Genomic DNA, 21054 nt, shown 5'->3' with positions numbered 1-21054 from the left:
TGTTTCGACTGTGCAAAATTTACGCTTAACATGAAAAAAAACAGATTTTCCAGTTGTTCCCTACTTTCTTCTTTTCCATGTTTTTTATTTTAGATTTTCATCGGTTTGTCGCAACCGACAGGGGAGTAAATAATTTGAGAAATAGCGGAACTGAATAATAGTTCTATAAAACAAAAAAAAGCAGCCAAGAAATTGACTGCTATCCCTGAGCTGTTATCGGGATTTGAACCCGAGACCTCTTCCTTACCAAGGAAGTGCTCTACCCCTGAGCTACAACAGCAACTGAAAGAACTTTACTTTCTTGAGCCTCTTGTCGGATTCGAACCAACGACCCCGAGATTACAAATCACGTGCTCTGGCCAGCTGAGCTAAAGAGGCATTTCCAAAAAGGGTAAGCTGACTATGTCGCACCGCTACAACCATCTACCCTTGCTGCCTTCCGACCCTGGGGGAGTTCGACAGGAGCTGGTCGCATAGGACTTACCCGGGCACAAAAGTACAAAAATCTTCTCAGTTACCAAATGTTTTCTACCTTTTTTGTACAGGAAAATATGAAGGAGAATTTAATATATTGGCTAATAGTTGATTATTTGGAGATGTATTTTATTGTTGTTATATAAAAATAGGGATTTATGTAACCTAAAGTGTGAATTTCGGGTATAAATAGTGACAATTGAAAGCATTTATTAAGGACTAAACGATCCAAACGAACGTATGCAAACAGAAAATAACATGACAGGGGCGGAGTTTCTCTCGGATTTGAATGTATTATTATCCACTAACGTGGGATTGAACAAAAACGTGAAACAAGCTTTAAGGAGATTGGGTGAACACGAGAGAGCCGATCAGGTGTATATCGTGAGTATTAACCATGATATGACTTTCACGATATCGGAGGAGTGGACGAAAAACGGTGAATCCGTGTTCCCGGAAACGGACGAAAAGAGAAGTTTCTATTATGACCGGAAACTCGAGCGGGAGTTGGAAAGGGATAATTATATATATATACGGGATGTAAACGAGGTGACAAACGAGGGGTTAAAGAATATCATGCATGCCATGCAGGTACGGTGCGCGATATTTTTACCGTTATATATATCGAGTCATCTTTTCTCGTTTTTATGCTTGAGCCGCTGCCATGACGAGGAGCCGTGGATAAAGGAGGAGATTGATTTTTTGATTCAGGTGGCATCTGTACTGTCGGGTGCGTTGGAGAAAGAGTTGATATTACGCAAGCTGGTGAAACATCACGCTCTTTATCAGGATTTTATCGAGAACCGGGTGGACTACATTTTGAGGCTTAACAGGCATCTGCATATCAGTTTTTCCAACAAGACCTTTTACTCGTTATTCGGTGACAGCCCGGACGATGTTATCGGGTGCAGGATAGGGGATTTGATGACGGAAATGGATATCTCTTCCAAGCAGTTGGAGGCGGTGACAAAACATACCGATACCTTGTTGACCTTCCATGCCCAATTGGCGCGACGTGACGAGGTGGTGTTTATCGAGTGGTACGCTTATCCCGTGCGATTGGGGCGGGAGCACATCGAGATTCATTTGATCGGGCATAACGTGACCAAATACAGGGAGGCGGAGAACGAGTTGAATTTATTGAAGACGGAGTTGCAAACTTTTTCCGAATCCATGTTTCCCATGTGGAAATCTATCCATGAGGGGATTACGTCCAACGCGGATGAAAAGGATGAGTTGACGGGTAAGGCGGAGACATTTAATCGGCTCTACAAGGAGCTTTTGTCAAAAATTGGTTATAAATTTGCGGCGCATGCATATAGATCATAGCGAATACACGATACTTTTGGCGGATGATTCCATCTCGAATCTGGAGAAAATGAAGAGTCTGCTTGCCGGGGAGAATTTCAAGTTGATAACCACTCTAGAGGCGGACGAGGTATTTTTACTCGCTAAATTGAGGATGCCGGACTTGATCATTGTCCGCCTCGGGTTGGAAGACGGCAAAGGTATTGTTGTCGTGCGTCAATTGAAAGAGAGTACTTTAACCAAGCATATCCCGATACTTTACATGACGCTTCCCAACCGGCACGAGGATTTTCGAAAAGTGGCGGATTACGAGGAAGTGGAATTTATTTCCCGTCCGCTGAGTAAAAAAGAGTTGATACTGCGTATAAACAATCAGTTGCTTTTACTGGAATCTCAACGAATTATTGCTTGTCAGAACGAGAAAATTCAAAATGTGGTACGTTCCAAAGAGAAATTGTATTCGGTTATCGCGCATGATTTGCGCGCCCCGATCGGGACGTTGAAAATGATTCTTGAGGCGATAGATCACCAGAAAGAGAAAATTCCGGATTCCAATATCAAGCATCTGATCAAGATGTTGCAGGAAACAACGGACGAGGCGTATTTGTTGCTGGAAAACCTGTTGCTGTGGAGCAATAGCCGGAACGGGGTATTGAAACCTGTTTTGCAGACGTTCTCTTTTTCCGAGGCAGCCAAAGATGTCGTGATATTGCAGGAAAATATCGCCGAGGCCAAAGGGATCAACGTGTACAATCACTTGGATAAAGCTTTTCCGGTTCATGCCGATCTAAACATGATGAAAACCGTGTTGCGCAATTTACTGTCAAACGCGATAAAATTCAGTTACACGGGCGGGGAAATAAACATTGACGGGGAGGAAAAGGACGGGTATCTGATCGTGTCCGTGCGAGATAAAGGGCAAGGAATAAGTGAAGAGCATCAACGGGATCTGTTCGCGGACGGCTTGCATTTCATTTCTTACGGGACTCAAAAAGAGAAGGGTAGCGGGTTAGGACTGCAACTTTGCAAGGATTTCGTGAAAATGAACCACGGGAAGATATGGTTTAACTCGAAGGAGGGTAAAGGAACAACATTTTATTTTTCCATTCCCGTGTCCGATAAAGTCCCGAATTAGGACACTTGTTGAAGTTGACTCTTCCCGGATTTCAACGCTTTATACATTTTGAGCGCACCCCACGCGTCTGTCGCGGCGTAATGAACTTGGGCGGGTGTAAGTTTCGGGGCTTCCCAGTTGGACGTGCGTTGTCGTTTTGAAATCTTTACATGAAATATGATAGACATGAGTTTCGAGAAAGACATTTCCTCGATCTTGAACGCTTTGGCGAAAATCTGTAAGTCCAGAAAACTGGCAGGAGTAAAGTTCCCCAATTTTCTCAACCCACGGATGTCGTCCCGTATGCCCACGCCTACTTTCGTGACCTCCTCGTTTGCCAGAAGTGCTTGCAATTCTTTTGGGAATCCGCACTTGTTCAAGCGGAATAGATACACCCGCTTATCTGTTGCCAACTGGAGCAAGCCGACTTGGTGCGTCACTCCTTTTTTGAATGCCGGTTTCGTCTCCGTGTCGAAACCGATGTAGGGATACGAGAGCAAATCTTCCACGGCCGCTTGAACCTTATTCTCGTGATCTATCACGACGATTTCTCCGTCAAACGTGAAGAGCGGTAACTCCTCTATCTCCTCCTCACTTATCTTTGTCTGGTATTCCATGTTTAGTATCTTGGATTTTATTGGGGTTCGCTCGTGTCGGTCACTTTGAAAATCGCCAGATGAATCGCTCTTAACACGCTGGCACAGGATTTACCCCAGTATAATTCAAAACTGTTATTTAACTGCCACAGGGCTTCCGCTATCACGTCGACCATGCCGCTGCGATAAGAGGAAATAAAATTCTTTAGATCTTGGTATATATCACAGAGCTTCTCCGATATCGAGTTCACGACGGGAGTTTCGCTGTATTGCATATTATCGTCAAAAACTTCAAGATACTCGTCATGTTCCCCGAGTATCCCGTGCAGGGATGCGAGCAGCATATTATAATCCTCTTCCGTTACCGCTTCATCTAGCATACCCATTTCGTCACTCTCGCAATTCGGCAACAAACTCCCCTTCAAATAGATTAACGGGATAAATTTCTGCACTTTGGAGAGAAAATCATTTCTTTCTTCCTCTTGCGCGGATTCTAAATACCCGCAAAATTCCTTTGCCACGGCCACAAATTCAATGACCTCCTTGCTGTATCCCACGTGTTGTAAATCGTCCATAACGTTTTTTATTTTCTACCGCGAAATTACCAAATATCTTAGACTATACGTAAAAAGCAGACAAGTTTTTGGTAATTATGGTAAATTTTCCATGTAAAGAAAGTGCGGTTACGTCCATTAGCGAAGTAACCGCACCGAGACTAGCAACAATCTACATTCACTTTTTCCTAGTTGTGACACCGGGAATTCCCTCTCTCCTAATGCTAGCAATCTCTTTAGTTTCACCGTTTCATCTCACGTTCCCTCCGGTGAAATTGTACTATTGATACGCCCCGTGAGAAAAATCGTTTTAGATTTCCAGTTAAAAATAGATAAGAATATACGTGATGATACAAAAATAATTTCTATATTTGTCCCCGCATCCGGAAAGGTGCAGGAGTGGCTGAACTGGCACGCCTGGAAAGCGTGTAAACCTCTAAAGGGTTTCGGGGGTTCGAATCCCCCTCTTTCCGCAAGAAATCAAGGAGTTACAAGATAAAATGTAGCTCCTTTTCTTTTTGCTTGCAAGAACAATTTTAGGCGGTTTTTGGATGGAAAGTTAAACCAAGAGTTAAACCGAAAATTGACATGAATGCAACGGTTAATGTGTTGTGTTACAAATCTAAAACGCTAGCTAATGGAGAGCATCCCCTAATGCTTAGAGTATGTAAAGACGGTAAAAAGAAATATATAAGTATTGGCATATCCGTCAACCCTAAATATTGGGATTTTGAAAAAGGGCGTCCCAAGCGTAATTGTCCTGAACGAGAAAAGATAGAAAATGTTATTTCAACGCATCTCAAGAAATATCAACAACAAATACTAACTTTTCAAGTGGAGGATAAAGATTACTCTGCCCAATCTCTGATAACTTTTAATCATAAACAAGTTACAAAAAAGACTGTAAAAGAATTCTATGAACAATTGCTTACAAGTATGGAAAATGATGAACAATTAGGAAATTGGCGTATATACGTGAGTTCATACAATTCTTTGTTGAAGTTTACAAAAAAGAAGTTAGATATTTATTTTTCCGATATAGATGTTACTTGGTTAAATAATTACGAGAAATGGTTAAGGAAGAGAGAGAATAAAGATACAACTTTGAGCATTCAATTTAGAACGTTACGTGCTGCCTATAATAAAGCAATAGACGAAGGAATTGTAAATGAAAGCTATTACCCTTTTAAGAAATATAAGGTCAGTAAATTTGATACCTCAACAAATAAACGTGCTATATCCAAAAAAGATATTCAGAAAATCATGAATATTGCTTTGAAAGGAAATGAATTGAATTTTGCTAGAGATATATTTGTATTTAGCTATTTGTGCGGAGGCATTAATTTCGTTGATATTGCTCATTTAAAAGACAGTAATATAGTTGAAGAGCAATTGATATATCTTCGTCAAAAAACTGGAAAACAAATTAAATTGAAAATACTACCAGAAGCATTGGATATAATAAACAAGTATAAACGGTCTAATGATTACCTATTTCCGATACTAAATGATGAAGCTTATCCAACAAAGAAGAAAAAGCAAACGAGAATTCACTATGTGTTAGAGAAGACAAATCAAAGGTTAAAAGAAATTGCCCAATTAATAAATCTTAATGTTGATATTACAACCTATGTCGCCCGCCATTCATTTGCCACGGTATTACGACGCTCTGGTGTAAATGTAGGAATAATCTCTGAATCCTTGGGACATACCGATTTGAAAACAACTCAAATTTATCTGGATAGTTTCGAGAATGACCAGATAGATGAAGCAATGAGCAATTTACTTTGATTTGGTGGAAATATTTTCACTTCCATATAGAGATTAAAACTTTGAAATTTTATACCACTTCCTCTTTCTGGGGAGGTGGTATTTTTTTTACCTTTATCCCTGTTTAAAGTATACATACCATGGCAAACAATATTATCTATCCAGTCGCAACCTTACTACAAGTAGAACCATTTCTAGTAGAGTATTTCGCCTATAACAGAACTATGTTATATACAGAAATAGAAAGAATGTATCTAGCCACGTGGGGATTCATGGATAAGGTAGAGGATAAATACATGATAGAAGTTCCCAACACGCTAGATGAACTGGCAACAAGTGATAACCCGTTTGATTGGCAACGTTACGCTCCCAGAGAGCAAAAGATGATAAAAGTGGTTGATACCTTGGCTTACATGACAGACAACATAAAAGGAATCCTTTTTGAAGATGATGGATTGAAAAAGAAAATAGAGGAGTTGGCAAGTAAATTGCCAGATAAGAATAGGGATTCCATATTCTACACCCTCTGGATGCTAGCCATTATCTACAAGAAGCATCAAGCGTTCAAACCTATCCTCGACCCTGAATTACTGGAAGAAACGTATAACATGGATACCTATTTCCAGCAAGTAAGACCTGAAATGTTACAACTCTACCTGTTCCTTGAAAGGGATAAAAGGAAGAAAGACAAATCAATCACTTTAAGTAACAACCAAGAAAAGATTACCATTAACAACGCCATGGAAAGCTGGTTTACCAATCTCCTAGATTCTTACCTTCATGTATACTTGGGTGTAAATTCTATTGAAGAAGCGGAAGAAGAATTGAAAGAAGTCTATTCACCGAAGAAAGGGCGTAAGGCGGATAATCCAGCACAGAATCTCGTGATGGTAGGGATATACCGTTTACTGGTAAACCGTTCTGGCATGGAGAGAAAAAGTGATATATATAAATTTATCCTCGATTACATGGAATTGATAGGACTGGTAAAGGATGAAGATAAACAAATCGACGAGAACTATATAAACTCTAAAATAGCTTATCTGGATAAGCATGGTTACAAACCAGAATGGATTCCTGCCTCACAAGGTAATTATAGAACCTCCCCTAACAATCCTTCCAAACTTTATTTCTGGTAGTATTACCACGTACATGCTTGATTCATAGCCAGCTAAAGAATACCCCTTGAACTGGCTATATTTCTTTATAACCTACCTCCCTTTTTTGCCGCATTTTTGTCTTGGCGAACGAATTGATAAAGAGAGAACATTTAAAGAATAGACCTCTAAATGACCTCCATTCTTTATGGTTTAACCTCTCGATTTGAAGTTAGTTTGCCACGTGAAAATAGAGTTCTTGAAGGAAATGGAAAGTCTAAAGAATAGCGTTCGAAATGGCTATTATTCTTTATGGCACACCTTCTCCTTGAACTCTACTTTTGTGACAAATCAATCTTAACGGTGCGCACCTCATTAGATTGTCTGCAAGTCTTCAGCAGTGTTGAAGGCAAAGGTTGGAATCTGGAAAGTAACTGGAGATAACGCTCTAGTCCCCTTTTCATGGTTGGTGGAAAATTTTTGAAAACCATACAGGACATGAAATTTTCAAAATTACCACCAGACGGGATTCCTGTAACTTTAAACAGATAATATCATGAGAACAGAGTATTTCACGCTTGAAAGTAACGAAACTCTAGTAGAAGCGTTCAAAAATAAAGGTATTCACGAGATAGGGAGTAACGTTATACTTGACAAAACGATAACAGGTATCGGGGCAACCTACTGGGAATTACATCTGGCGAAACGTCCCTCTATTATTATAGAGCCAAACGTGCCTGTTATTATCGGTAAAGCTGAAAAGGTTGACAACTCTTTAGCGGTGCACGCTTTATGCAATAAAACACTGGTAAAGAATTTTTTAAAGAACAAGTCTATCACCAACAAGAAGCTATTAACCACACCAGAGGGATTCGAGAAAATCAGGCTAGCGGCACGGGAACTGGGAATAGACATCTATAAAGAGTTCTTCTGCCTGTTCGACGAGTGCGAGAAGATAACTCAAGATGTTGATTACCGTCCCAGAATATCACAACCGATAAATGACTTCTTCAAGTTCGAGAGGAAAGCGATGGTATCTGCCACTCCACTAGAAATGCGTCACCCTGAACTGGAAAGACAGGATTTCAAGATTTGGAAAGTGGCTCCAAATTTCGATTACAGGAAGAACATGACATTAATAGTAACGAGAAGTTTCAATCACACCATGACGGGACAGTTAAGAGAGTTAATCAAAAATAGTCAATGTTTATGCGTATTCTTCAATTCCACAACGGGAATAAATAAAGTGATAAATTACCTCTTGAATCATAATCTCATAAAAGAGGAAGATTATAAAGTGTTTTGTTCTAACGAGAGCGTGAAGAAGTTGAGAGAATGCAATTTCAAGAACAGCCACGAGAATCTGGATTTACCGCTAGCCAAGATTAATTTCTTCACCTGTCGGTTCTTCTCCGCCGTTGATATTTATACCATCAAGAAGCCTGATATTTTAATACTGTCTGATTGTAGTATCCCACACTCTATTGTTGACCCGTGCACAGAGGTGATACAGGCACAGGGAAGGTTCAGGAACAAGTATGCTGACGGAAATACATACAATTCTCTTACTATTATCAGTAACATTGATGAAGAAATGGAAGTGATGACAGAAGAAGAGATTACCGCCATGACACGACAATTTGAAATCACCCACCAGCATCTAATCCTACGTTTAGAAGAAGCCACAACAGAGGTGGAAAAGAAAGCCATTTTGAAAGACTTGGAAAAAATCAAGTATAAAGAATTACTGGACGAGGAAGGAGAGATAAACTACTTCTCCGTTGATAACCTCTACAACGAGGAAAGAGTGAAGGGATATTACACCTCCGCCCGAAGCTTGCACGAGGCGTACGAGGGCTCGGGACATTTCAATATTAATTTCATCGATGACACCAAGAGAATTGGAGAAGATGATAAAATAGCCATGAGAAAGGCTAACAAGAAACAACTCTGGAAAAAAGTTGTCAGTCACCTCGACAGGTTACGACAAATGGTATTACAAAATCCCGACCACGACATCATTCCCGACATTGAAATGTTGAAAGAGTTCGAGGATGCCGAGTATATAATAAATGCCTATGATACTATCGGCAAAGCTGCCATAGAACAAGCCGACTACAAGAAAGGAGAAATAAATAAAATGATGAAAACATTCCATGAACAAATGGCTAACGAGCAACGTTTCTCTCCCCACGTGGTACATGATATATTCAAGGCGTTCGAGCAGGAAATGAATAATGGTGATTATATACCGAGTAAAACCATTCGAGAGAGGCTAAGAGTGATATTCATGGCTCACGGTATTCCTTTTAAAGAGTACGGGGTAAAGGCTGGACTAGAGAAGGTGTATTTCACTTTAACCGATAAAACGATAGAAGATTATTACCCCGAGTTCAAGATTTCTAACGCCAATGGAGGGGCGTATAAACTTGTCGCCATGAAACCAGAGTTGGTGGAAAAAATTGCAAAAGGTACAAGAGAATGAAATTTTCAAATTTACCACCAAGTATAAATTTTAAACAATACATGATTATGAAGTATCCTGAATTTTTCCAAACCGTTAGAGAGTTAAGAATGACAATCAGTGATTCATTTCTCCCTCTATGTTATTGTATTTATATCAGTAAAGACTTAAAAAAATGCGTGGTAAAATCAAACCTTACCACGTGGGACATGACAGACGTGTCCTACTTTATTCTAGTTGGAATGTATAAATGGCAGAACTTTTCTTACATGAACACTAGATCGGTTACACTAGGATTCTTTAACGATAAACTCGACCCCGTGAACTCGATACGATTCGACAAGTACGAGCTAACGGAAATAAATTTCAGTGGTGACACGTTTAACCCTTACCAGCAAAATAGCCCCTGTTATCATGTAAAGGATACTAGTACGGGACAATCTTTATCAATAGAACATATACCACTTGCCAACTTTCAACAGGTTTTAAATACAATCTGGGAAACTGAAAGTAAGAAGTAGTAACATAAAAAAGAAAAGCCAGTATTTTATATTATTTATAAAGTTACTGGCTTGAATTTCATATTTTTACTTCTATTTACTATCAATCACTTAACAATATATCAAAAATAACCAACACTTAATAATCTGTTATTTCCAGCGTTTTTGTTTTGTCTTCAACAATCACTATATTTGCAGAAAGAGAATGACTACATGAACTTGATTGAATTAAATATGGATAAAATCATTGCCTTGTGCAAGAAGTACAAGGTTAGTAAATTATTCGTGTTTGGTTCTATCCTCACGAATCGTTTCAATAAAGAGAGTGATGTTGATTTTATCGTTAATTTTGACAAAGCACAAGTAACAGATTATTTTAGTAATTTCTTTGACTTGAAATACGCTTTAGAAGATGTTCTAGGAAGAGAAGTTGATTTACTGGAAGAACACGCCATCCGTAATCATTACTTGAAAGAAAATATAGAGCAAACCAAAGCGTTAATATATGGATAACTTTACCAAGAAACACTTGCAAGATATACTTAATGCGATTGATGATATTGAAACATTCTTCGACGGGCAACCGAAATTATTTGAAGAATTTTGTCGAGATATACGTTTGCAAAGAGCGATAGAAAGGTGTATCGAAATTATCGGTGAGGCGATGAACAGGATATTAAAAGAGAACAAGGATATTGCTATCACTAACGCACGCAAGATAGTGGACGCTCGTAACTATATAATACACGGTTACGATAGTCTTTCAGTAGATATTCTTTGGAGCATTGTTATCAACCATTTACCCCTTTTAAAGAATGAAGTGGAACAATTACTACGGGAATAAGTAACATTAAATACAGAAACAGTATTAAGGCAATGGATTCACCTCTATTGCCTTTTTTATTTGGTGGAAAAGTACAAAATTCTAATCTCTATATACAATTCATAAATTTTCCACCAACAAAATAAAAAGCCAGCACCTTAAGGACATATGAGGTACTGGCTTCAATCATTTAGTTGCGCTGTCTTTTCTTGAGAAGCTTCGGTTTGGAACTTCCAAAAATATCAGGATATAGCATTTTTAATCTCTCCATGTTTACATGCCTGAATAAATCCATTTCATGGAGAATGTGATAGTGTTCCACACCAAACCATTCTGAATTGGTGGTTTTTCCTTTCTTGCGTAATTTCATAGGAATAAAATTTTCTAACAAACAAAAGAGTATCTAATTCAGGAAAGAACATCAGACCAATCATTTACATGTACAAAGGTACTTATTGAACAGGATAGCACCAAGTAAATGTATCAGAATATCAAATATTTATATCTATGATAACATATTGATTTGACATTCTATTTCCAGTTTTACCACACAAGGAAATTGAACTCACGAATATCTCTAAACTTTCTATTCCAATTCACCATTTATAGGTTCATAAAATTACTTTTATCCTAGAATAGAAATATACCTCTCTAGAGATGCTTTTTCAGCCTCGGCAACCAGCAAGTAGAAATCATCATGTTGTTGTTCCGTGTGAGAAGACTCCAAAGCTTTATAATAACGTAACTTCATGTCATTATCACTTTTCAGGGTAACAATGGTATAACCTTTTTGCAACAGGTAGAGGTTCATCAGAAGTCGAGAAGTACGCCCGTTGCCATCTATAAACGGATGAATCCTCACCAGTTCATCATGCAAATAGGCGGCAATAATAACTGGATGAACGTTTTCTTTTTCCATACTTTGAAATGTAAGCATGAAATCTTCCATTAGCTTCTCCAACAAATAAGGTTGAGGCGGTACATGAGTGCTACCCGAAATCATCACGGGTACGGTTCTATAACTTCCAGCGTTCTCCCTATCTATGCCATGTAACACGAGTGCATGAATCTCCTTGATAGTTCTTTGACTTATTTCAATATCCTGTTTAGCAACCTCCTTTATATAGTCAATAGCTTCTGCATGGTTGATTGCCTCCAAGTGTTCACGCATGGATTTACCAGAAATAGTGATTCCTTCATTGACAACAAGTGCCGTTTCCTGCAGGGTAAGCGTGTTCCCTTCTATACGGTTACTCTCGTAAGTGTACTCGATATCTAAAGCATCCTGAATTTTCTTTAATGCCTCGACAGGTAAAGGACGCAAAGAGGATAACCGCACTTTCAAAGAATCTACCTCTCTTAATAAATCAACCAACTTACTATTCATGTTGCCATATTTTTAGTTGATTACAAAGGTAAGAAATTATCACTGTTTATATCTGGTGGGAAAATATAAAATTCTGGTCGGTATATACATTTTAAAAATTTTCCACCAACTAAAGTATAACAACTACAGATATTCCTAACCTCTATAAAACACCCCCTCCCTTTCGATTTCAGGTTAGCATTATATATAAAGAGTATTCCACGCTAGGGTAGTGTACCATTTACATCCCCCACCCATCCCTGGAAAAAAATCAATTAATTAAAAACAAACTATCATGTTAAAAAAAGATTTTGAAGTGAACAAGGTTATCATGCCCAAATGTTTTTCAGACATTAGTAAATCCAAACTGGCGGGCAAACTGGTCACCTTACCAGCACCTCCAAAAGTGGGTGATATTCTAAAAGTTATCGGGTTCAAGGGTGAAGACCCAACAAGTATTTCCCTCTCCTGCATGAAAGGGGATGAAAGGGTAGATATTAGAATCCGTAACATGGTGAAAGGTTCCAAGCAAACGGGGATAACACCCGATGATGTCCCGTGTGACCCTGTTATAGAGGAACAGTATAAAGACGGGCTACAATACATTTACCCCTTGGCAGTGAATACCAGTTACGAGGATTTGTTTTCTATCCTAGACGGGCAAACTATTATTTGCTGTGGTAGCATGGAAACGCCTGCCAGTTACAACGGGAACGAGTACACGCTAACGGTATGGAAATTCGCCATACTGTTTGATGAAGAGTAGAGAGTAATCTCTACTTTTTTTTGTAAAAGCATTATTCTACTAAAATAATCCTTTAGTGGAGAAGGAACAGGGACAGCGAGCGCGGTGGGAAGGGGAAAGATATTGTTATACCAGAGTGAAGAGAACATTGACTTTCTAAACAGGCAGTATAAGCAAGAATCTTTCCTCTCCATTGCCAAACCTGACAAGCCTACAACTCTCTCAATTTTATTATCATTAATGTATTCAAATTAAAAATCAAGTAAAACAATATCATGAATGAAGAATTGATAAAAGTGCCAGTGGTAGAACTGGTGTACAGGAATAATACCAACCCTTCTAAAAGGTATAAAATAGTAACCGCTAAAGACGTCCACGAGCTACTGGTATCCCCGTTTAAAGATACCATCGAACACCATATCTCAACTAGAGTTATCCTGTTAAATGGTAGGAATCAAGTGTTAGGCATATCCACAATAAGTGAAGGTGCGTTATCTTACAACATCACGGATATTAGGTTTATAGTACAACTGGCTGCACTCTCTAATTGTAAAAGTGTGATAGTTTGTATAAATCAGCCTTCTGGTGATATAAAGCCAACTAAACAGGATGATGAACTGGTACAACAGGTAAAGATGGCACTTTCATACATAGATGTAGAGTTACTGGATTACGTTCTTTACTATGAAGAGGGGTATTACAGTTATTCAGCTAACGGTAAGATATGAAAATTTAGGTTGGTGAATTTTTGTCTGGATTGGTATATATAGCCAATAGGGACAATAATTCTCACCACCAATAGAACGTAAACTATAAATGTATTTCCAGTTTAATTTTTTAACTGGCATAACGCTAGAGAATGAATAAATCAAGTAAAAGTGATAATGAACTTTATAAATCAAGGTTGGTGGAGAATTTCTGAATTGTATATATAAACTGAAATTTCAAATATTTCCACCACCAGTAAATAGACTAGATTATGAACACGTCAATATTAATTCCAAGTCAAAATGAAGGATTGTTGCCAGTTTTATTTGGCAGTGATAACGTCAAGCAAGAAGAACCTACCTACACTCCTTGTGAAGTGGTAAATGAACCAATTAAAAAAGACAAAAGGAGAAAACATTTTATAGAGGCTAACACTTCACCAGTAGATATGCAGCATTTAAAGAATGATTGTATCGTGCCAGTGTTCAGCAAGGATAACGAGATGACAATATCTCATCCTGCATTTATAGAAACAGTTCATAAGGTGGCAAGTGAACTGTTTAGAGGGGAAAGTATAGATGAACCAGATATAATGGTTAGCCACGTTATAAAAGGTAGGATTCCAGAAGCCATACATAAACCAGTATCTGAATTACTGGAAACGGATAAAACCATCTATTATGAAAGAATGGCATTTGCATTCGAGATTCCAACTATTTATGAATCTATAAACGGGAACAGGGTTAATCTATGTGTTACTGGTGTGAGAGCGTATAACAGGGAGAACCTCTATTCAAAAAAGACATCAGAAAGGTTCAGTGTTGCTATTGGATTCAAGAACAAGGTATGTTGTAACCTGTGTACATTTACTGATGGATTCCAAACTGATTTAAGAGCGATGAGTTACCATGATTTATTTAGAGGGGTGATGAAGTTATTCCAACAATATGATGCGGATAAACATTTAAGGTTGATGAAGAGCTTTACAGGTTCTTACCTCACGGAACATCAATTCGCACAATTCTTGGGTAAAAGTAGGTTGTATCAATGTTTACCTGCCAGAGAGAAGAAGCGTTTACCATGCATGGAGTTGACGGATAGCCAGATTAACATGGTGGCTAAAGCGTATTACCATGATGATAACTTTAAAAAGGAGCATGGAGAGAATGAAATAAATTTATGGAAATTCTACAACATGTTGACAGGTGCGAATAAATCTTCTTATATAGATAATTTCCTCGATAGGTCATTAAACGCCACGCAATTAACAGAAGGAATAGATAGGGCGTTACATGGAAATAACACCTATAAATGGTTTATTGAATGAAAACCGTTGGGAATAAATTCTTTTTATTCCATTGATTAGCCTAATTTTGCCACACAGCAACCCTAAATTGCGTTTGTTAGATGCTGAAATTTATTTACTTTTGTGGTGTCATTCGGTTTACTGGATGGCAGACATATTGAATTAATGGAAGCGTTTAGTTTTATCCTTATCTTGAAAACGACCAATATTTAAGTTACAGGGATAGACAGATACAAACGCTCATGCTTGCCGTATATATATCTACTATATACATGGTTTAGCGTGGGGTTGCTGTTTATTTGTAACAAGGTTACTTGGTCGTACCTCAAGATAGATAAACTAACAACTACCACGCTTTCTTATTTATATTAATTACTTCTTGGGTGGTTGGGAGTGAATTTTAATTGCAATTCAAAATGAAAAAGATTTTTTTATTATTAGCATTATTCGCTACGGTGTTTGTGGCTTGTTCTGATGATGACGACGAGGATGATAAAGGGACACCTTGGGAAATTAAAATGACTATCGAGATTGAAGAAAATAATGTAAGATTTGCTGCTGACATAAAAAATCCGAAAAACGGCAGAGAAATAGCGGTAGAAACTATTAATTGGGGGGATGGCAGTATAAATGAAAATCTTGAAAGGCTAGAACATTATTATGATGCAGGAACATACACGATCACAATAAAAGGTAGAGGAAAAATAACATTAAATTGTGGGCGAAACTATATTACAGCATTGGATGTTACTCAATGCCCAGCATTGATATACTTATATTGTGATGAAAACGAACTAACTTCATTGAATCTTAGTAAGTGTACTGAACTTTACTTTTTATCTTGCCGAGAAAATCAACTGACATCATTAGATATTAGTAAATGCACTGAATTGACTTATTTATTTTGTTTCGGCAATCAATTAACATCATTGGATGTTAGTAAATGCCCAAAACTTTCTAATATAGAATGTAACAACAATCAATTAACATCATTGGATGTTAGTAAATGTATCGAACTTAATAGTCTTGAATGCGGAGCCAACAACTTTGATGATGAAGCGATGAATGTAATTTATAATGGCTTACCCGATAGAACAGGAAAAGATGCAGGAACCATACATTGTGAAGCAAAAGGTAATACAACTATTGCATTAAATAAAAATTGGAAAATAGAATATAGGGAATAACTTTTATTACTCCTGACACTTCGGTGTTGGGAGTGATCATTATTTACGAGATTATGAACATACTTACAATAGAGATTCGTTGGAATGTATCAGATAAGACACCTATCGAATTAACGGAATCTTTTTTCAACCGTAATCAATGGGCTATATTGAAAAAGGATAATGTTATAAATGGGGTGTTCACACTTGGTTGTGCAGACGGTAAAAATGTGGATATACATATAGATGATAGGAATAGAAAGAATGCTTATTGGGCAGAGAAATTGATTGACGCTTTAAAAAAGGAAAACGATATTGCATCCATTCATTTGATTTCTGATACGGAATTAATGGATATGGTAGAAAAAGAATTAATTGAAATTGACGAAGAGAGGACATTAAAAAGCAATCCCCGAAAATACATATACATCATAAAATAATAGTTAGCGTGTGCTAGTATGGTGTGAGGGGGTGATAGACTTCGGTTTGTCATCCCTTTTTATATCGTGGTGGAAAATTTGAAAAAATTGAATTGTATATAGAAGTTGATAATTTTACACCAACTTACGTGTTTCAATTAGATATATGAATAAAATTTGATTCCTATTGCATCACCAATTAATACAGAAAGTATGTGTATAAAAATCATATTCCAACCACCATAATTTAGTGGTAAGTTGCTTGTATATAAGCTATATGTTACTTATATTTGAGATTCAATAAGAGAGTGTTTATTAATAGTATTAATCCTTCTTGATTTAGCTTTGAGTTAAACCGCCAGTTAAACCAAACAGAATGCAAATTATAATATTTGATTGTAAACATCATAAGTACAATTAGTTATAAAGATGCAGGAGTGGCTGAACTGGCACGCCTGGAAAGCGTGTAAACCTCTAAAGGGTTTCGGGGGTTCGAATCCCCCTCTTTCCGCTGAAATTGAGATGAATGAGAGTTGGAACAAGTGTCTGACTCTCTTTTTTTTCGAGGGATTCGAACGAAGGGACGGCGGGGTTCGTAACGCATTCTCGAGGAACATTGTTCCGAGTCATCCCCCTCTTTGACATCCCCTTCCCCAACCTTACAAGTGTTGCTCTTTCGAGGCATAAACCTATCATGAACGCAGATTTACGTCTATGATACGTTCATGGTACGTTCATGATACGTTCATGAGGTTGCGAAGGGGTAGGGTAAGGGGAGTACAAGGGGTGTGGGGAGAGGTTTTATTTTAGAATGATTCGTTGATTTTGGTGTTTTGTATATTTTTTATATTTTTGAAGCCGTCAATGTTGCTGGTTTGTGCAACTTTTTTGGCGTATTTAAACGTTATGCGAAAATGATGATAGCAGAGAAAATACTTCGTATGTTTGGTGAAACAGAAGAGAAAGCTTTTCGGTTGCTATACGATACGTATTATAAAACGTTGGTGCTTTTCGCGAATCAAGTGGTGAATGATAAGGAGGTGGCGAAAGATATCGTGCAGGATTATTTGGCTAAATTCTGGGTCACGAAGCCTTACAAGACATTGAAATCCGGTTTGGATAAGTATATTTTTCAAGCGGTTAAATTTTCAGCTATAACTTATTTGAAAGAAGCACGGCGAAAAGAGGATTCTTACCAATCTTTTTCCCGGGAAGTGATGTCTGAAGAAGACACGATACAACTGGAGGAGCAGGTAGATATTATCAAGGTCGTTTATCAAATGATTGATTTGTTACCCGCGGAGCGGCGTCAAGTGTTTATGATGGTTTTTGTTGATGGTATGTCTTACCAAGAAGTGGCGGAGCGGTTGGAAATCTCTAAGAATACCGTGAAAACCCAGTTGTCAAGGGCATTGAAATTCCTTCGTAAGGAGATGAAAGATAATGATATACCTTTCCTTTTTATTTTTCTGGTAAAAAAATAATTTGTTGCTTGTCACCCTTTAGGTACTTTTTATAGATTTTAATATGGATAGGGAATGCGTGATGGCATTTCCACGTATGTAAGTGTATAATAGTAAAATGAGAGAAATGAAAGCAATAGTTTTTTTGGAGTTATTGATATTTTTATTGCCTTTAGGGCTTGTTGCACAAGAGGAGATGAAGAAAGGGCAATCTCGTGAAGTTGCGATATTAAGGCCTCGGGAGTTACCCCGCGATTGGCATTGGGGATGCATGGAGGTAGATACGGTTTCCGGGGCAGATATATATAGGGCTTACGATTACTTGAAAGGACGGGAACCCAAGGCGAAAACTGTTGTGGCCATTATTGATGCCGGGGGAGATGTGACGCACCGGGATTTGAAAGATCGGCTTTGGGTGAATCGGAAAGAAATACCCGGGAACGGTATTGATGATGATAATAACGGGTTCGTGGATGACGTTCATGGTTGGAATTTTTTGGGTTTACCCGATGGAAGTGATATCCCCGGAACCGTGGCGGCGGATTGGGAATTTTTGCGTTTATGCGATAAGTTCGCGAATGTTGATACAATGAAGCTTTCGAGGAAGGAAAAGGCGGAGTATCGTTATTTTGTCGAGTTGGTTATGCCTTTTTCTACTTTGCGTTTGTATCCGGATTCATCGAAAATTTATCGAAAGAAGGTTGAGGTTATGCACGAGAGGCAGAAAATGCGCGAATCCGTGGGTGATGATTTGAATAGTTTGAAGATACGTTGTTACGGGAATAATAATTTGCTTGGGGCAAACGCGGTGCACGGGACGCATGTAGGTGGAATCGTGGGAGCGAAACCGACCGATGAATCGGGTGCGAACGGGATAGCGGATGTAGAACTGATGTTCGTGCGAATGCTCGGGAATGGTGATGAGCAGGACAAGGATGTGGCATCGGCTATTTATTACGCGGTGGACAATGGGGCTCGAGTGATTAATATGAGTATTAACAAGTTCTTTTCCCCGAACAAGAAGTTGGTGTATAAAGCGATGCGTTATGCCGAGAGTAAAGGGGTGTTGATCGTGAAAGCTGCCGGAAACGAAAGTATCCCGTTAGATAAGTATCCTGCTTACCCGAATAAATTCTTAAGTCGAAAGAAATCGTTACGAAATTTTATTTGTGTCGGTTCGATAGGGCCTTACGGGAAGATTTCCCGTTTCAGTAATTACGGGAAAATCAGTGTAGATCTTTTCGCTCCCGGTGAGCATATCTATTCTACCGTGTTGAATGGTAAACATAGAAGAATGTCGGGAACTAGTATGGCAGCTCCCGTTGTTACGGGTGTAGCAGCTTTAATATGGAATTATTTCCCGGAATTGACGGCAGAACAAGTTAAACAGGCGATATTGGAGGGTGTGGAGTCGTGGAAAGGGCGTCGTTTCGAGTTACCCCGAGCCTTGGGGAGGATGAGGGGCGAAAAAGAGGTAAAGATGGTGAATTTCGAGGAGTTGTGTGTTACGGGGGGAGTTTTAAATGCTTTACAGGCCGTGAAAGTTGCTGAGCGAATGTCTAAAGAATAATCCATGTATGGAAATATAGAACAGGTAAAAGGATGAAAACAGGAATTATTTTTGTATTATTGATATGGTTTTTGCCATTGATGAATGTGGCGCAAGAGCGTAAGGTGGAAGTATTGAAAAGGAAGAAACGTCCTTGCGATTGGCATTTCAGGTGCGTGGAAAAAGACAGTATTTGCGGGGCTGATATCTACCGGGCTTACGATTATTTGAAGGGAAGGCAGCTGAAAGCGAAGACGATAGTGGCTATTATAGATGGTGGGGTGGAAGTAACGCATCAAGATCTCAAGAATAGTCTTTGGGTCAACCGGGGTGAAATTCCGGGGAATGGTATTGATGACGATAATAACGGTTACGTGGATGATGTACACGGTTGGAACTTCTTGGGACATGCGGATGGCCGCCCCATAAGAGGGACTCAAATAGCCAATTGGGAGTTTTGGCGTTTACAAGAAAAATACACGGATGTGGACACGATGAAACTTTCGAGAAAAGAGAAGGAAGAATATCGTTATTTCACGGATATCGTCTGCCGATTTTCTACGATAGCCCCGATATTCGCGTCAGGTAAGGAGTTTGTAAAAAAATACATGGATAGGATAAGTAAGATGCGCGAAGAACGTTTGTCTGTGGGGGATGGAGTGAATAGTTTAAAAATACGTCATTACGGGAATAATAATTTGTTGGGAAAAGATTCTGATCATGGTACGCATGTTGCCGGAATTGTCGGGGCTACCCGTGGGGATGGTGTCGGAATAGACGGGATAGCGGACGTGGAACTCATGATCCTTAAGGTGCTTGATGGGGGAGATGAAGAGGACAAGGATGTGGCGGCTGCCATTTATTACGCTGTGGACCACGGTGCGCGGGTGATAAACATGAGTCTTTCAAAATATTTTTCTCCGAATAAAAAATTGGTGGATAAGGCTATGCGTTATGCCGAGAGTAAAGGAGTGTTGCTCGTGAAGGCTGCGGGTAATGATGGTTGTCCGATGGATAAATACATTTGTTATCCGAATCAATTTTTAAGCCGGAACAAGTTGTTGAAGAATTTTATTTGCGTGGGGTCGATCGATGCTTTTGGTTTGGTTTCCACTTTTAGTAATTATGGAAAAAAGGAAGTAGATCTTTTTGCTCCCGGGGATTTAATTTTTTCAACTGTGCTTGATAATAAATACAAGAAACTCTCCGGGACGAGTATGGCTGCCCCCGTGGTTACTGGAGTTGTTGCTTTGATATGGAATTATTTCCCGGAATTGACGATGGAGCAGGTTAAACAGGCTATATTGGAGGGCGTGACTTCATGGAAAGGGCGTTATGTTTATCTGCCGCAAGCGGAAGAGTACATGATGAGTATGCTTTCACGAGGAATTGAATTGCCACAAGAAAAAGCCCAAGAAGTGGTGGATTTTGGGGATTTGTGTACCACGGGAGGAATTTTGAATGCGTTGCAGGCCGTGAAGATTGCCGAACGTATGGCCGAGAAATAATTTTTTCATGGAACAATTTTAGATACAAAAACGAGATTCAATAAAATGGATCTCGTTTTTTCTTTCTTGTTTATATACAAAATAATAAGACTTTTTTGTTGAATATCAGCTAGAAGACCTTTGG

General features: G+C 38.7%; 19 protein-coding genes, 3 tRNA genes and 1 other RNA gene. 16 read left to right on the top strand and 7 right to left on the bottom strand.

Features of this window, described 5'->3' with window-relative positions:
* Window positions 1–208: 208 nt before the first annotated feature.
* The 3 genes from L0M98_RS19930 to ffs all read right to left on the bottom strand — a co-directional run bounded on the left by L0M98_RS19930 (window position 209) and on the right by ffs (window position 486).
* Window positions 209–280: transfer RNA gene (locus tag L0M98_RS19930), tRNA-Thr, on the bottom strand.
* Window positions 281–304: 24 nt separating this feature from the next.
* Window positions 305–378: transfer RNA gene (locus L0M98_RS19925), tRNA-Thr, on the bottom strand.
* Window positions 379–386: 8 nt separating this feature from the next.
* An RNA gene (ffs, locus tag L0M98_RS19920) (signal recognition particle sRNA small type) lies at window positions 387–486 on the bottom strand.
* A 228-nt stretch (window positions 487–714) separates the two neighbouring features.
* On the opposite strand from ffs, the gene L0M98_RS19915 reads away from it, so the two are divergent.
* Entirely contained in the window at window positions 715–1803 is a 1089-nt protein-coding gene (locus tag L0M98_RS19915) for a hypothetical protein (protein ID WP_227217331.1), read from the top strand.
* Window positions 1787–2917: a hybrid sensor histidine kinase/response regulator gene (locus tag L0M98_RS19910; RefSeq protein WP_227217332.1), complete on the top strand. Its 1131-nt coding sequence runs from the start codon at window positions 1787–1789 to the stop codon at window positions 2915–2917. Before L0M98_RS19915 ends, L0M98_RS19910 begins: the two co-directional genes overlap by 17 nt.
* On the opposite strand, the gene L0M98_RS19905 is transcribed toward L0M98_RS19910, so the two are convergent.
* Together L0M98_RS19905 and L0M98_RS19900 are read right to left on the bottom strand one after the other, a co-directional pair.
* A complete protein-coding gene (locus L0M98_RS19905; protein WP_099290503.1) occupies window positions 2914–3513 on the bottom strand; it encodes a 3'-5' exonuclease in 600 nt (199 codons plus the stop codon). The two genes, L0M98_RS19910 and L0M98_RS19905, sit on opposite strands and share 4 nt — an antisense overlap.
* A 17-nt stretch (window positions 3514–3530) precedes the next feature.
* Window positions 3531–4067 carry a DUF5063 domain-containing protein gene (locus tag L0M98_RS19900; RefSeq protein WP_227217333.1) on the bottom strand — a complete coding sequence of 179 codons (537 nt, stop codon included), beginning with the start codon at window positions 4065–4067 and terminating at the stop codon, window positions 3531–3533.
* A gap of 364 nt (window positions 4068–4431) precedes the next feature.
* On the opposite strand from L0M98_RS19900, the gene L0M98_RS19895 reads away from it, so the two are divergent.
* From L0M98_RS19895 to L0M98_RS19870, 6 genes are all read left to right on the top strand, one after another.
* Window positions 4432–4519: transfer RNA gene (locus L0M98_RS19895), tRNA-Ser, on the top strand.
* 115 nt (window positions 4520–4634) lie between these two features.
* Complete coding sequence (locus L0M98_RS19890) at window positions 4635–5837, top strand: site-specific integrase (RefSeq protein WP_227217334.1); 1203 nt, start codon at window positions 4635–4637, stop codon at window positions 5835–5837.
* A 119-nt stretch (window positions 5838–5956) separates the two neighbouring features.
* Window positions 5957–6955: a hypothetical protein gene (locus L0M98_RS19885; protein ID WP_227217335.1), complete on the top strand. Its 999-nt coding sequence runs from the start codon at window positions 5957–5959 to the stop codon at window positions 6953–6955.
* Between the two features lie 514 nt (window positions 6956–7469).
* Window positions 7470–9398 carry a hypothetical protein gene (locus L0M98_RS19880; protein ID WP_227217336.1) on the top strand — a complete coding sequence of 643 codons (1929 nt, stop codon included), beginning with the start codon at window positions 7470–7472 and terminating at the stop codon, window positions 9396–9398.
* 692 nt (window positions 9399–10090) lie between these two features.
* On the top strand, window positions 10091–10390 hold the full coding sequence (locus tag L0M98_RS19875; protein ID WP_317198070.1) for a nucleotidyltransferase family protein: 300 nt from the start codon (window positions 10091–10093) through the stop codon (window positions 10388–10390).
* Window positions 10383–10721: a HepT-like ribonuclease domain-containing protein gene (locus tag L0M98_RS19870; RefSeq protein WP_227217338.1), complete on the top strand. Its 339-nt coding sequence runs from the start codon at window positions 10383–10385 to the stop codon at window positions 10719–10721. The genes L0M98_RS19875 and L0M98_RS19870 overlap by 8 nt, the downstream gene beginning before the upstream one ends.
* Before the next feature lie 169 nt (window positions 10722–10890).
* Here the strand turns inward: L0M98_RS19870 and L0M98_RS19865 are convergent, their stop codons facing one another.
* Window positions 10891–11070, bottom strand: coding sequence for a hypothetical protein (locus L0M98_RS19865; RefSeq protein WP_118450062.1), 180 nt, complete (start codon window positions 11068–11070; stop codon window positions 10891–10893).
* Between the two features lie 255 nt (window positions 11071–11325).
* Window positions 11326–12087: a Fic family protein gene (locus L0M98_RS19860; RefSeq protein WP_118716711.1), complete on the bottom strand. Its 762-nt coding sequence runs from the start codon at window positions 12085–12087 to the stop codon at window positions 11326–11328.
* Between the two features lie 274 nt (window positions 12088–12361).
* Between L0M98_RS19860 and L0M98_RS19855 the strand changes: the two genes are divergently transcribed.
* From L0M98_RS19855 to L0M98_RS19820, 8 genes are all read left to right on the top strand, one after another.
* The gene (locus L0M98_RS19855) at window positions 12362–12832 is read left to right on the top strand and encodes a hypothetical protein (protein ID WP_227217339.1); all 471 of its coding nucleotides are present in this window, start codon (window positions 12362–12364) and stop codon (window positions 12830–12832) included.
* Window positions 12833–13086: 254 nt separating this feature from the next.
* Window positions 13087–13539: a JAB domain-containing protein gene (locus tag L0M98_RS19850; RefSeq protein ID WP_227217340.1), complete on the top strand. Its 453-nt coding sequence runs from the start codon at window positions 13087–13089 to the stop codon at window positions 13537–13539.
* A gap of 251 nt (window positions 13540–13790) precedes the next feature.
* On the top strand, window positions 13791–14846 hold the full coding sequence (locus L0M98_RS19845) for a DUF3871 family protein (RefSeq protein ID WP_227217341.1): 1056 nt from the start codon (window positions 13791–13793) through the stop codon (window positions 14844–14846).
* Between the two features lie 395 nt (window positions 14847–15241).
* Window positions 15242–16012 (top strand): leucine-rich repeat domain-containing protein, encoded by a 771-nt coding sequence (locus L0M98_RS19840; protein ID WP_227217342.1) that lies wholly within the window; start codon window positions 15242–15244, stop codon window positions 16010–16012.
* A gap of 53 nt (window positions 16013–16065) precedes the next feature.
* Window positions 16066–16431: a hypothetical protein gene (locus tag L0M98_RS19835; RefSeq protein WP_227217343.1), complete on the top strand. Its 366-nt coding sequence runs from the start codon at window positions 16066–16068 to the stop codon at window positions 16429–16431.
* Between the two features lie 893 nt (window positions 16432–17324).
* Window positions 17325–17894, top strand: coding sequence for an RNA polymerase sigma-70 factor (locus L0M98_RS19830; protein ID WP_186978646.1), 570 nt, complete (start codon window positions 17325–17327; stop codon window positions 17892–17894).
* Window positions 17895–18000: 106 nt separating this feature from the next.
* Window positions 18001–19443: a S8 family serine peptidase gene (locus tag L0M98_RS19825; protein WP_227217344.1), complete on the top strand. Its 1443-nt coding sequence runs from the start codon at window positions 18001–18003 to the stop codon at window positions 19441–19443.
* A gap of 32 nt (window positions 19444–19475) precedes the next feature.
* Window positions 19476–20930: a S8 family peptidase gene (locus tag L0M98_RS19820; protein WP_227217345.1), complete on the top strand. Its 1455-nt coding sequence runs from the start codon at window positions 19476–19478 to the stop codon at window positions 20928–20930.
* The last annotated feature ends 124 nt before the right edge of the window (window positions 20931–21054 follow it).

Origin of the sequence: Butyricimonas sp. DFI.6.44, assembly GCF_022132345.1 — a bacterium.
GTDB classification, from domain to species: domain Bacteria; phylum Bacteroidota; class Bacteroidia; order Bacteroidales; family Marinifilaceae; genus Butyricimonas; species Butyricimonas muris.
Note: the sequence above shows the minus strand (reverse complement) of the source record. Positions and strands in the feature narration are given on the sequence as shown.